This window comes from Frigoribacterium sp. 2-23, assembly GCF_049601585.1.
Lineage (GTDB): Bacteria > Actinomycetota > Actinomycetes > Actinomycetales > Microbacteriaceae > Frigoribacterium.
Window position 1 is genome coordinate 2,106,706 of the sequence record NZ_CP187126.1, and the last position, 12,373, is coordinate 2,119,078.

The window sequence follows — 12,373 nt, forward strand, 5'->3', positions numbered from 1 at the left end:
GTCACAAACGGTAGCCTGGTCGCGATGTCCCCCTCGCTCGCACGCCGCACGACCGTCGTCGCCCTGCTCGCCGTCGCCGCGTCCGTCACGGTCGCCGGCTGCACCGCCGCCGTGCCGATGTCGCCGGCCGCCGGGTCCAACGACCCGAGCTGCGCGCAGGTCACCGTGCACCTGCCCGAGGTCGTCGACACGAACAACCAGCGGCGCGAGACCGACGCCCAGGCGACCGGCGCGTGGGGCGATCCCGCGGCCGTGCTGCTGCACTGCGGCGTCACGACGCCGACCGTCTCCGACCTGCCGTGCTACCGGATCGGCGGGGTCGACTGGCTGATCGACACCGACCCCGAGGACGCCGACACGTCGGTGCTCACCACGTACGGACGCACACCCGGCGTGCAGGTCATCGTCGACAGTACGAAAGCGAACGGCGGCAACGTCCTGCACGACCTCGCGGATGCGGTGGGCTACCTGCCCGTCGACCGCCAGTGCGTCGGCGCTCAGGACGTGCCCGACCCGGGCGACGACCCCAGCGCGACCCCGACGCCGTAACCCGCGCCTCCTCGCATCGCGCACCGCGCCTCCTGTGGTGAGCCGATGCGCCGCCGGCTCGTCGCGGCGAGCGAGCGCGGGTCAGCGCTCGGTCTCGAGGCCCAACTCGATGAGCTCCGTGATGAGCTCGGGGTAGGTGAGTCCGCTCGCGAGCCAGCAGGCCGGGAACATCGAGATCGGCGTGAAGCCGGGCATCGTGTTCAGCTCGTTGACGACCCAGCCGTCGGCGGTGAGGAAGAAATCGACGCGGGCGAGACCCGACCCGCCGATCGCCTCGAAAGCGCGGGACGCGAGTCGCTGCATCTCGGCGAGCTCGTCGCCGGACAGCTCGGCCGGGCAGACCAGGCGGGCCGTGTCGCCGCCGAGGTACTTCGACTCGAAGTCGTAGAACGTGTCGGCGTCGAGCACGATCTCGCCCGCGACCGACGTGCGGGGAGCGCCGCCCTGACGCCCGCCGAGCACGGCGCACTCGAGCTCGCGTCCGACGACGCCGGCCTCGACGAGCACGTGGTGGTCTTCGGCGAACGCCGTCCGCATGGCCGCGGCCAGCTGCTCGGGGGCGCTGACGCGGGAGACGCCCACGCTCGACCCGGCCCGGGCGGGCTTCACGAACATCGGGTAGCCGAGTGTCTCGACGGCCGATGCCACGGCCTCCGGGTCCTGCTCCCACTCGTGGCGGCGGATCGTCTGCCACGGCGCGACGTCGATGCCCGCGTGCTGCAGCAGCACCTTGGTGAAGTGCTTGTCCATGCCGACCGCCGACGAGAGGACGCCGGCGCCGACGTAGGGCAGCCCGATCAGCTCGAGCAGGCCCTGCACCGAGCCGTCCTCGCCGAACGGACCGTGCAGGATCGGGAACACGACGTCGACCTCGCCGAGCAGGCGGACGCTGCCGTCCGCCTCGGTCACGGTCAACTCACGACTCGTGGCCGAGTCGGGCCAGCGGACCCGGGTGCCGTTGTCGACGACGGTCGGCAGGGTCTCGGCGTCGAGGGCGAACAGGCCGGCGTCGTCGGGCTGGAGGGTGAAGGCGCCGTCGGCCGTGATGCCGATCGGGATGACGTCGAAGAGCTCGCGGTCGATGGCGGCCAGGACGCCGCCGGCCGTGGCACAGCTGATCGAGTGCTCGCTGGAGCGGCCGCCGAAGAGCAGGGCGACGGTGCGGGTGCGGTTCGCGGGGGTGGTGGTCATCGTGATGCCTTCGTCGATCGGGGCCGTCACCGGGAGACCGTCACTCGCCCTGCGGCTCGTCCGTCTCGGTGAGATGCGGCGCGATGTTGCGCGGGTCCAGCGTACCGGCGAGCACTTCCGCGACCTGCTGCACGATGGGCATGTCGACGCCCTGACGGCGGGCCAGTTCGAGGATCGGCGCGACCGACGCGAGCCCCTCGGCCGTCTGGTTCATCTGCCGGACGACGTCGCCGAAGGCGTAGCCCTGGCCGAGCAGGCGCCCGGCCGTGTTGTTGCGTGACAGCGGCGACTCGCAGGTCGCGATGAGGTCGCCGAGCCCGGCCAGCCCGGCCAGCGTCTCGGCCTTCGCGCCGAACGACACGGCGAACGCCGTCATCTCGGCGAGACCTCGCGTGATGATCGACGCTTTCGTGTTCTCGCCGTAGCCGACGCCGTCGACGATGCCGATGGCGACCGCGATGAGGTTCTTCAGCACGCCACCGAACTCCGTGCCGATGACGTCGGTGTTGACGAACGACCGGAAGTAGGGATTGGTCGCGGTCGAGGCGACGAACGTCGCCGTCTCGAGGCTGCGGCTCGACACGACGGCCGCCGTGGGCTGACGCTTCGCGATCTCGAGAGCGAGGTTCGGCCCGGATGCCACGGCGATGAGATCGGGGTCGATGTCGAGCTCCTGCTCGATGACCTCGCTCATGCGGAGTCCGGTGGCTTTCTCGACGCCCTTCATGAGGCTGACGACCGGCACACCGTGCGGCACGATCGACCGGATGGCGGCGAGGTTCTCGCGCAACGTCTGGCTCGGCACCGAGACGTAGATCTGTTCCGCGCCCTGGAGCGCGGTGGCCACCGAGGTACTGGCCGTCAGGGTGCGCGGCAGGTTGATGCCGGGCAGGTAGTCGCTGTTGCGCTTCGACTCGGTGATCTCACGCGCCAGCTCGGGGCGGCGGGCCCAGAGGGTCACGTCCGCACCGCCCTCGGCGAGGATCTTGGCGAACGTCGTCCCCCAGCTGCCGGCGCCCAGCACCGCCACCTTGCGCGGCACCGCCTCGGCCATGACGATCGAGATCGCCTCGGTGGTGACGTAGCCGTCGCCGGGTTCTGCCTGGGGGTCGCTCACGCGGGGGTGTCTCCTCGATCGGATGTGGCCTCGCTGCCGGCGGCGGCACCGAGGTTCTTCGGGTTCCAGCGCTCGACCGGCGCCTTCTCGTCGCGCAGGTCTTCCACGAGCTCGGTGATCTTCTGCATGACGAGCGCGGTGGCCTCGGTGATCGCGGCCTGGTCGTGCAGCCGGTCGCGGTAGGCGGACAGGTCGACGGGGTCGCCGATGACCGCCGTGATCTTCTTGCGGGGGAAGAGGCTGATCTTCGAGCTGTACGGCGGCAGCAGCTGCTGGGTGCCCCAGTGCGCCATCGGGATGAGCGGCACACCGGCCTCGATGGCGAGGCGGACGGCGCCGCTCTTGCCCCGCATGGGCCAGAGGTCGGGGTCACGGGTCAGCGTGCCCTCGGGGTAGACGATGACACCGCCACCGGTCGCGGTGAGCAGACGAGCGGTCTTCAACGGGTCGCTGGCATGCGAACGGCCCGAGCGGTCGACGGGGATGTGCCCCATCGCCCGCATCAGGCGCCCGAAGACCGGCACCCGGAAGAGTGACTCCTTCGCGAGGAACCTCGGGATGCGCCCGCAGCCCCACAGCACGCGACCGACGACGACCGGGTCGATGTTCGAGAAATGGTTCGGCGTGATGACGAACGACCCCTCGTGCGGCAGCCGTTCGGCGTGACGCACGTCGATCGAGGCCATCCGGTCGAAGATCGGCAGCGCGATACCGACGAGCACGGTCCACAGCGCCGTGCGCTCGCGACCACGCCGCGGGCCCTGCACGATGGGTCGATCGGGGTCGACGACGACAGCGGAGGAGGCGCGGGCCGACTCGCCCGCGCCTCCTCCGTCGTCGGAACGGGCGTCCGCGCTCACCGGCGGCTAGCCCTGGAAGTCGAAGTCGGCGCCCAGCTTGCGCAGCTTCGCGATGAAGTGCTCGTAGCCGCGGCTGATGATGCCGACGTTGCTGATCTTGGACTCGCCCTCGGCCGTCAGGGCCGCGATGAGGTGGCTGAAGCCACCGCGCAGGTCGGGCACGCGGATGTCGGCGCCGTGCAGCTTGCTCGGCCCGTTGATCACGGCCGCCTGCTCGAACTCGCGACGCGCGACGCGACGGTCGTGACCGGGGAGGCCGTCTTTGTGCACGACGATGTCGGCGCCCATGTCGTTCAGCGCCTCGGTGAACTGGAAGCGGTTCTCGTAGACCGTCTCGTGCACGATCGACGTGCCCTGCGCCTGGGTGAGGGCGACGATCAGCGGCTGCTGCCAATCGGTCATGAAGCCGGGGTGCACGTCGGTCTCGACGACGACGGGCTTGAGGTCTCCGCCGGGGTGGAAGAACCGGATGCCGTCCTCGTGCACGTCGAAGTCGCCGCCGACCTTGCGGAAGACGTTCAAGAACGTCATGAGGTCTTTCTGGTCGGCGCCCTCGACGAAGATGTCGCCCTTGGTGGCGAGTGCCGCGGCGGCCCAGCTGGCGGCCTCGTTGCGGTCGTTGATGGCCCGGTGCGTGTAGCCGCGGAGCTTCTCGACGCCCTCGATGAAGATGACGCGGTTCGGCTCGACGGAGACGACGGCGCCCATCTTCTGCAGGATGGCGATGAGATCCATGATCTCGGGCTCGATGGCGGCGTTGCGGAGCTCGGTGACGCCCTGGGCGAGCACCGCGGTCAGCAGCACCTGCTCCGTGGCGCCGACGCTCGGATAGGGCAGCTCGATGTTCGCGCCCTTGAGGCCGTTCGGGGCCGTGAGGTGGATGCCGTTGTAGGACTTGTCGACGATCGCACCGAAGGCGCGGAGGGCGTCGAGGTGGAAGTCGATGGGCCGGTCGCCGATGCGGCAGCCGCCGAGGTCGGGGATGAACGCCTCGCCCAGACGGTGCAGCAGCGGCCCGCAGAACAGGATCGGGATACGGCTCGAGCCGGCGTGCGCGTCGATCTCGGCGAAGTGCGCCGACTCGACGTTCGACGGGTCGAGGATCATCTCGCCCCGGGCCGGGTCGGTGATGCGGACGCCGTGCACCGAGAGCAGACCCCGGACGACGTTGACGTCGCTGATGTCGGGGACGTCCTTCAAGATGCTGGGCGTGTCGCCGAGCAGGGCCGCGACCATAGCCTTGGTGGCCAGGTTCTTGGCACCGCGCACCTCGATGCGACCGATGAGGGGCTTGCCGCCGCGGATGACGATCTCATCCGACGTCAGACCCACGCGAGCGCCTGCCGCGGCTGCATCCTGTACGAGAGAGTTCACTTATTTCACCGGCAATGTCTTGGGGCGCCAGGCGGCGCGTCGGGTTTCGAATTCTGTGATGGCCGCTTCGTCACGAAGCGTCAGGCCGATGTCGTCCAGGCCTTCGAGGAGTCGCCACTTAGTGTAAGCATCGACCTCGAACGAGACCGTGAGGCCGCCGACCGTGGCGGTCTGCTGCTCAAGGTCGACCGTGATCTCGACACCGGGGTCGGCGTCGATGGCCGCCCAGATGCGCTCCACGTCGTCCTCGGACACCGCGGCCGCGAGCAGCCCCTGCTTGCCCGAGTTGCCGCGGAAGATGTCTCCGAATCGAGAGCTGATCACGACGTCGAAGCCGAAGTCGCGCAGCGCCCAGACGGCGTGCTCGCGACTCGAGCCCGTGCCGAAGTCGGCTCCGGCGACCAGCACGCGCGCTCCCTGGAACGCCGGTTGGTTCAGCACGAACTCCGGGTCTTGGCGCCAGCCGAAGAACAGCGCGTCCTCGAAGCCCGTCTTCGTGACGCGCTTCAGGAACTGGGCGGGGATGATCTGGTCGGTGTCGACGTTCGACCGCTTCAGCGGTGCCGCCACGCCGGTGACGGTGGTGAACTTCTCCATCAGCGCGCGCCTCCTGAGGTCAGGGCCTCGTCGGCCGGGTTCTGGCGGGGGTCGATCAGGTCGTTCTCGAGATCCCACGGGGAGGACAGCGTGCCGCGCACGGCCGTCGCGGCCGCGACGAGCGGCGAGACGAGGTGGGTGCGACCGCCCTTGCCCTGCCGCCCCTCGAAGTTGCGATTGCTCGTGGAGGCGCAGCGCTCGCCCGGCGCGAGCTGGTCGGGGTTCATGCCGAGGCACATCGAACACCCGGCGAAGCGCCACTCGGCGCCGAAGTCCGTGAACACCTTGTCGAGGCCCTCGGCCTCGGCCTCGAGACGGACCCGGGCCGAGCCGGGGACCACCATGACGCGGACCCCCTCGGCCTTGGTGCGACCGCGGACGATCGAGGCGAAGGCGCGCAGGTCTTCGATGCGGCTGTTGGTGCACGAGCCCATGAAGACGGCGTCGACGGGGATCTGCTTCATCGGGGTGCCCGCGGCGAGCGCCATGTACTCGAGGGCGCGCGAGGCGGCGGCCTGCTCGTTGGGGTCGTCGATGGCGGCCGGGTCGGGCACCGAGTCGCTCAGCGAGACGCCCTGACCGGGGTTGGTGCCCCAGGTGACGAACGGCTCGAGCGTGTCGGCGTCGAGGTAGACCTCGGCGTCGAAGACGGCGTCGTCGTCGGTGGGGAGCGTGTCCCAGTAGGCGACGGCCTCGTCCCAGTCGGAACCGGTCGGCGCGTGGTCGCGACCCTCGAGGTAGTCGTACGTGGTCTGGTCGGGCGCGACCATGCCGGCGCGGGCACCCGCCTCGATCGACATGTTGCAGATGGTCATGCGGCCCTCCATCGAGAGGGCGCGGATGGCGCTGCCGCGGTACTCGAGCACGTAGCCCTGCCCACCGCCGGTGCCGATCTTCGCGATGACGGCGAGGATGATGTCCTTCGCCGTGACGCCGGGGCGCAGTGTGCCCTCGACGGTGATGGCCATCGTCTTGAACGGCTTCAGGGGCAGCGTCTGCGTGGCGAGGACGTGCTCGACCTCGCTCGTGCCGATGCCGAACGCCATCGCGCCGAACGCACCGTGCGTGGAGGTGTGCGAGTCGCCGCAGACGACCGTCACACCGGGCATGGTCAGCCCGAGCTGCGGGCCGACGACGTGCACGATGCCCTGTTCGGCGTCGCCCAGCGGGTGCAGGCGCACGCCGAACTCGGCCGTGTTGCGACGGAGCGTCTCGATCTGGGTGCGACTCGTGAGGTCGGCGATCGGCTTGTCGATGTCGAGGGTCGGGGTGTTGTGGTCTTCGGTGGCGATCGTGAGGTCCGTGCGACGGACCGGGCGACCGGCCTGACGCAGACCGTCGAAGGCCTGCGGGCTGGTGACTTCGTGGACGAGGTGGAGATCGATGTAGAGAAGGTCGGGGGCTCCGTCTTCGCCCTTGACGACGACGTGGTCGTCCCACACTTTCTCGGCCAGCGTTCTACCCACGGGCACGCCCTTCTTCGATCGGTCACACGGTCGGATTGATCGTCGAAGTCTACGCCAGTGTTTCCGGCGTGTTTCCCGACGCGCAGGGGGGACAACGCGCGCTACGAGGCGGTCTATTCCGAGTCCGTCGGCGAGCGCCGGAGCCCCTCCACCGCATCCCCGCGCCGATGGGCCGATGGGCCGACACCGGCCTACCATGGCGACACCCCGGCGACGCCGTCGCCCCGGGCTGCCCTCGACGAGGAGGTCGACGACCCCATGGTGCCTGTGACCCCTCCGTGGCGCCCGCCGAGGCCCGCGCCCGGCGGAGACGCCTGGGGCGGGGCGGCCGGAGGCGCGGGTCGCGACGCCGCGAGCGGCGCGAGCACCGAGGGCGCGTCGACCATCGGGGCCGCCCAGACCATCGCGGCTCCCCCGGGCCGACCCTCTCGACGACGCGACCGGCGTGAGCGACTGCTCCGCGCCTCCCGCGCGTCCGTCTCGATCGTGGCCCTCGTGACGGTGGTCGTCCTCGCGGCCGGTGTGGGGCTGATCGGGTCGGCAGCTCAGCCGGCCTACGGCGACGGCGCCCCGTGGGGCGGGACGACCGTCGACGACACGCGGTCGCAACCGGTCGAGGCCGCCTGGCGGCTCGACCTGGCGAAGCTGCTGTCGCCGGACGCACCACCTCGATGCCTGCACTTCTGGCCGAGCGCCGCCGCAGACGGGCTCGTGGCCGTCTCGAGCTCCGTCGACCTCGACTTCGGCTCCGCGGCCGAGGCGCCCGAGTGCCGCCAGTTCGCCTTGGCCAACACGAGCAGCCGGGTCGCCCTGATCGACACGACGACAGGGCACGTGCGCTGGGTCCACGACATCGCCGCCGACGTCGCCGGGGCCGACCCGCTGAGCATCCCGTCGAGCCAGGTCGTCCCGGCCGTGTCCCGGGTGCTCGTCCAGACGCAGGCGACCGGCTCGACCGTGCTGGTCGCCCTCGACCTCGACGACGGGCACGTCGTCGAGACGACGCGCGGCCGACGCGACCTGCCCTCGGTCAGCGTGGACACCCGCGGGCGCCTCCAGCTGCGCACGTACACCGGTGCCGGCGACAGCGGCGACGGGTTCGCGCTGGTCGACGCGGCGGACCTCGGCACGCCGGTGTGGCAGGGGCAGGTCGACGTCGGGACGACTCCCCTGCTGATCGACGGCGGCCTGCTCACGGTGCAGCACGACCGGGTCGTGCGCGTCGACGGCAGCACGGGCGCCGAACACCCCTTCGCGGCCCACCCCGACAGCATCGCCGTCCCCCCGGGCGACACCGGCCTCGTCTACGCCCTCGACCGCACGCGGGACGGCCGACGCACCGTGAGCGCGCTCGCCCCGGACGGCACGGCGCGCTGGACGTCGACCACGACCACCTCGGCACGATCCATCGCGGTGACCCGACGCTGTGTCGTCGCGACGGCGTCCGACCAGGACGAGGCGGTCTGCCTCGACCCGTCCACGGGGGCGGCTCGGTGGACCGCCGACCTGCACGCGCCGTTCTCGGCGACGGCCCTCCCCGGGCAGACGAGCGACGACGTCTTCGTGCTGACGCGGGGCACCGACAGCGCCGTGCTGGTCTGTCTCGACGGGGCCAGCGGCACCGAGCGGTTCCGGACGCCGATAGGAGCCCTCGACGAGGCGGTCGCCGCGTCGCGCACGGTCGTCTACGTCGGCACCGAGGACTCCCGGTCGTACCCGCGCGGCATCACGGCGATCGACGCCGTGACCGGGGCAGGGCTGTGGTCGGTGCAGAGCGGCGACACGGTGTCTTACTGGGGCGGCCGGCTCGTCCAGATCGACGATCGCGGCATCGCGAGACACCTCGCGGCGGGAGACCGGGCGGTGACGACGCCATGAGCGGCGATCGCGGCTGGCAGCCTCCCCGGCCGACGACACCGGACGCCCCGTGGGAGGCGCGGCATCGGCCGCCGGGGCCCGCCGCAGAGCCGAGCGAGTCGCCGTCCGAGACCGTTCCGCCGCCGACCGCGACGCGACCACCCCGAGGAGGCGCGCTCGGTCGTCGCTGGCACCGCGCCTCCCGGGGTCGTCGCGTCGGGCTCGCGACCGTCGTGCTCGCGGTGGCGACGACGCTCATCGCCGCGCTCTGCGTGCCCGGGCAACCGCGCTACGGCGCCGCGTCGGCCTGGCAGGGAATCGACTTCGTCGACCTGCGCGCCGCGCCCTCCACCGACGGCTGGCGCCTCGACCTCGCGTCCACGCTCGCGCCGGGAGCGCCGCCCGAGTGCCTGCGCTACCGATCGGAGACGGTCGCGCCCGGGCTCGCCCTCGTGCGCGCGGCCGGAGCCTGGACCTACGGTTTCGCGAACGACGGCGACTGCGGCGCGGCGACCAAGGGCGTGGGAACCCGTGTCGCCCTCCTCGACGTCCGGCTCGGCCGCATCGTCTGGCTGCACGACGTCGGCGACGACCTGCGCGACGCCGGCCTCACCGGCACGGTCGCCGTCACCGACATGACGGCACTGCGCGACGAGAGGTCGGCGGACGAGACGCCCGGGCCGACCGACCGCGTGGTGGTCAGGGCGACGGCGGGTGCCCGCGGTCTCCTGCTCGCCCTCGACCGGACGACGGGACGTACCGTCAGTACCTCGGGACCCCTCACCGTCCACGACTCCGACCAGTTCCAGTCCGTCGGCGACGTCGTGGCGACCGGATACCGACCACCCGGCGGCGGCCCGTACCGCTACGAGTTACGCGCGGTGGACGACCTGTCGACGATCGTGTGGAGCGGCACCGGCACCACGACCGGGGTGGCCCTCGCGCTCGCCGACCGCCTCGTCGTCGCGCAGCCGAGCGGGACGGTGCAGATCGACGTGCGCACCGGCCGCTCGACGGCCTGGGGCACCCGGCTCGACGTGCTGATCGGCTACACCGTCCACCACGGGCTCGTGATCGCGCCTCGCGGCCCCGAGCCGACGAGCGGCTCGACGGCGGGCGTCGAGGCGCTCGACGCCGACGGCAGGACGGTCTGGACCTCCACCGTCGACGTCCGCGGCGCCTACTCGGCGACCCGGGCGTGCCTCGTCGTGACCGACATCACGGCTCGCGAGGTGACCTGCCTCGACTACGCCACGGGCGAGTCGCGCTGGTCGCGGAGCCTCCCGAGCTTCACCTCGGCCGACGGCCTCACCGGGCAGACGGACGACACCGTCTACGCGCTCAGCCAGTCGTCCAACGGCGGTCTGACCGAGCTGCGAGCCCTGTCGGGCGGCTCCGGCGGCGAGCTCTTCCGGTCGAGCCTGCCGGACGGCTCCGTCCTGGTCGCCGCGGGTCGGACCGTCGGCTACGCCCTCGCCTACGGCACGTCGGGCGGGCGCTCCCAGCTCATCGCGTTCGATCTGGACGACGGCCGGCGGCTCTGGTCGCACACCGCCGAACTGCAGGCGTACGCCTGGGCCGGTCGACTCGTCGACATCGACGTCTCGGGAGTCGCGCGAGAGCTGACCGCACCGGAGGCGCGGGTCGTCGGATCGGACGACTGACCGCTTCGATCCGTTCGAACACGTGTTCGAACGATGACGTATGCTGAGCCCATGAGCACCTCCTTCACCGCGTCGCTCTTCGATGCCCTCGACGACGGGCCGGCCCTGCAGACGCTCACCGACGACGTCGAGCGGATCGACCTGGGCGACGGCGCCTGGCTCGACCTCCGACCCGGCTGGGCGACCGGGTCGGACGCCCTCTTCGAGAGACTCGTCACCGACGTGCCGTGGCACGCCGACCGCCGGCCGATGTACGACCGCGTCGTCGAGGTGCCCCGCCTGGTGTCGTCGTACGGCGTGGGCGATGCCCTCCCCGACCCGGTGCTGACACGCGCGATGACCGAGCTGAACGAGCACTACGCCACCCTCGGTGCACCCGACGAGCAGCGGTTCCGCCGCGCCGGCCTGTGCTTCTACCGCACCGGCGACGACAGCATCGCCTGGCACGGCGACCGCGTGGGCACGGCGATCGATCGCGACACGATGGTCGGCATCCTTTCGCTCGGGGCCGCCCGCACCCTCGCCGTGCGCTCGCGGCGCACGGGCGAGACGCGTCGGTTCCCCCTCGGGCACGGCGACCTGCTCGTGATGGGCGGCAGTTGCCAGCGGACGCACGAGCACGCGATCGCGAAGACGAAGAAGGCCGTGGGCCCCCGCATCAGCGTGCAGTTCAGGCCCGTCTGGCCGAGCTGACCGGTTCGCTCGGGCCGCCGCACCGCCACACCGTTGCACCTGGGAAAGGGGCAACGCAGGGGCGGGCCCGGGCCCGCTTCGTCCCCGCACGCGCGTAACGCCGTTCCCGCAGACGGCGCGACGCCGTACAACGAAAAACGCTCCGGCTCTGCTTTCGCAGAACCGGAGCGATGGTGGTGACCCCAGCGGGATTCGAACCCGCGTTACCGCCGTGAGAGGGCGACGTACTAGGCCGCTATACGATGGGGCCGTATTTGCAACTCCACGAGTATGCCATAGCGCGTGAGCCCGAAACAAATTGAGCCGATTTCGTGTCTTTGGCCGCGCCTCCGGAGCCTCGAGAGAGCGGGCGTAGAGTCGCGGCATGCGACTCACGAAGCTCGAACACGCCTGCCTCATCGTCGAGGAGTCGGGCCGCAGACTCGTCATCGACCCGGGTGGGTTCACGTCGCCGCTCGTCGGTCTGCACGACGTCGACGTGGTCGTCATCACACACGAGCACGGTGACCACTGGAGCCCCGACCAGCTGCGCGAGATCCTGGCCACCAGCCCGGGCGCCCTGATCGTCGGCCCTCCGGGTGTCGCGACGGCCGCCGCCGACTTCACCGTACAGACCGTCGCCGAGGGCGACACCATCGAGGTCGGCCCGTTCACGCTCGCGTTCGCCGGCTCGCGGCACGCCGTGATCCACGAGAGTCTCCCGGTGATCGACAACGTCGGCGTGCTCGTGAACGGGCGGCTCTTCTACCCCGGGGATGCGCTGACCGTGCCCGGATTCCCCGTCGACACCCTCGCCGTGCCGGTCGGTGCCCCCTGGCTCAAGATCTCGGAGGCCATGGACTACGTGACCGCCGTCATACCCGCCCGCACCTTCCCCACCCACGAGGGCACGCTCTCGGAGGTCGGTCTGCGGTCGCATGCCGATCGCATCAAGGGTGCGACGGAGGCCCTCGGCTCCGAGGCTCTGCTGCTGCGACCCCACGAGTCCGTCGAGCTCTGACGGCT

The 12,373-nt window shown here is 71.2% G+C and carries 11 protein-coding genes and 1 tRNA gene; 5 read left to right on the forward strand and 7 right to left on the reverse strand.

From position 1 onward, the window contains the following. Window positions 1-24 precede the first annotated feature (24 nt). Entirely contained in the window at window positions 25-549 is a 525-nt protein-coding gene (locus ACPEEZ_RS09900) for a DUF3515 family protein (protein WP_423918183.1), read from the forward strand. Window positions 550-630: 81 nt separating this feature from the next. On the opposite strand, the gene ACPEEZ_RS09905 is transcribed toward ACPEEZ_RS09900, so the two are convergent. The 6 genes from ACPEEZ_RS09905 to leuC are packed head-to-tail and all read right to left on the reverse strand — an operon-like array spanning window position 631 to window position 7,154. Beyond that, a complete protein-coding gene (locus tag ACPEEZ_RS09905; RefSeq protein WP_423918185.1) occupies window positions 631-1,740 on the reverse strand; it encodes a D-alanine--D-alanine ligase family protein in 1,110 nt (369 codons plus the stop codon). A gap of 40 nt (window positions 1,741-1,780) precedes the next feature. Next, entirely contained in the window at window positions 1,781-2,794 is a 1,014-nt protein-coding gene (locus tag ACPEEZ_RS09910; protein WP_423924230.1) for an NAD(P)H-dependent glycerol-3-phosphate dehydrogenase, read from the reverse strand. Window positions 2,795-2,853: 59 nt separating this feature from the next. Continuing rightward, complete coding sequence (locus tag ACPEEZ_RS09915; protein ID WP_423918188.1) at window positions 2,854-3,717, reverse strand: lysophospholipid acyltransferase family protein; 864 nt, start codon at window positions 3,715-3,717, stop codon at window positions 2,854-2,856. Window positions 3,718-3,723: 6 nt separating this feature from the next. Further along, window positions 3,724-5,091, reverse strand: coding sequence for a UDP-N-acetylglucosamine 1-carboxyvinyltransferase (murA, locus tag ACPEEZ_RS09920; RefSeq protein ID WP_423918191.1), 1,368 nt, complete (start codon window positions 5,089-5,091; stop codon window positions 3,724-3,726). Then, window positions 5,092-5,688, reverse strand: a complete 597-nt coding sequence (gene leuD / locus ACPEEZ_RS09925) for a 3-isopropylmalate dehydratase small subunit (protein ID WP_423918194.1) — start codon at window positions 5,686-5,688, stop codon at window positions 5,092-5,094. Next, a complete protein-coding gene (gene leuC, locus ACPEEZ_RS09930) occupies window positions 5,688-7,154 on the reverse strand; it encodes a 3-isopropylmalate dehydratase large subunit (RefSeq protein ID WP_423924232.1) in 1,467 nt (488 codons plus the stop codon). The genes leuD and leuC overlap by 1 nt, the downstream gene beginning before the upstream one ends. Before the next feature lie 258 nt (window positions 7,155-7,412). On the opposite strand from leuC, the gene ACPEEZ_RS09935 reads away from it, so the two are divergent. The 3 genes from ACPEEZ_RS09935 to ACPEEZ_RS09945 are packed head-to-tail and all read left to right on the forward strand — an operon-like array spanning window position 7,413 to window position 11,368. Beyond that, the gene (locus ACPEEZ_RS09935; RefSeq protein WP_423918196.1) at window positions 7,413-9,032 is read left to right on the forward strand and encodes a PQQ-binding-like beta-propeller repeat protein; all 1,620 of its coding nucleotides are present in this window, start codon (window positions 7,413-7,415) and stop codon (window positions 9,030-9,032) included. Then, window positions 9,029-10,675, forward strand: coding sequence for a PQQ-binding-like beta-propeller repeat protein (locus ACPEEZ_RS09940; RefSeq protein ID WP_423918198.1), 1,647 nt, complete (start codon window positions 9,029-9,031; stop codon window positions 10,673-10,675). Before ACPEEZ_RS09935 ends, ACPEEZ_RS09940 begins: the two co-directional genes overlap by 4 nt. Window positions 10,676-10,726: 51 nt before the next feature. Further along, the gene (locus tag ACPEEZ_RS09945) at window positions 10,727-11,368 is read left to right on the forward strand and encodes an alpha-ketoglutarate-dependent dioxygenase AlkB (protein WP_423918201.1); all 642 of its coding nucleotides are present in this window, start codon (window positions 10,727-10,729) and stop codon (window positions 11,366-11,368) included. Window positions 11,369-11,542: 174 nt separating this feature from the next. Here ACPEEZ_RS09945 and ACPEEZ_RS09950 read toward each other — a convergent pair. Then, window positions 11,543-11,618: transfer RNA gene (locus tag ACPEEZ_RS09950), tRNA-Glu, on the reverse strand. Window positions 11,619-11,732: 114 nt separating this feature from the next. Here ACPEEZ_RS09950 and ACPEEZ_RS09955 point away from each other — a divergent pair. Then, window positions 11,733-12,368: an MBL fold metallo-hydrolase gene (locus ACPEEZ_RS09955; protein ID WP_423918203.1), complete on the forward strand. Its 636-nt coding sequence runs from the start codon at window positions 11,733-11,735 to the stop codon at window positions 12,366-12,368. The last annotated feature ends 5 nt before the right edge of the window (window positions 12,369-12,373 follow it).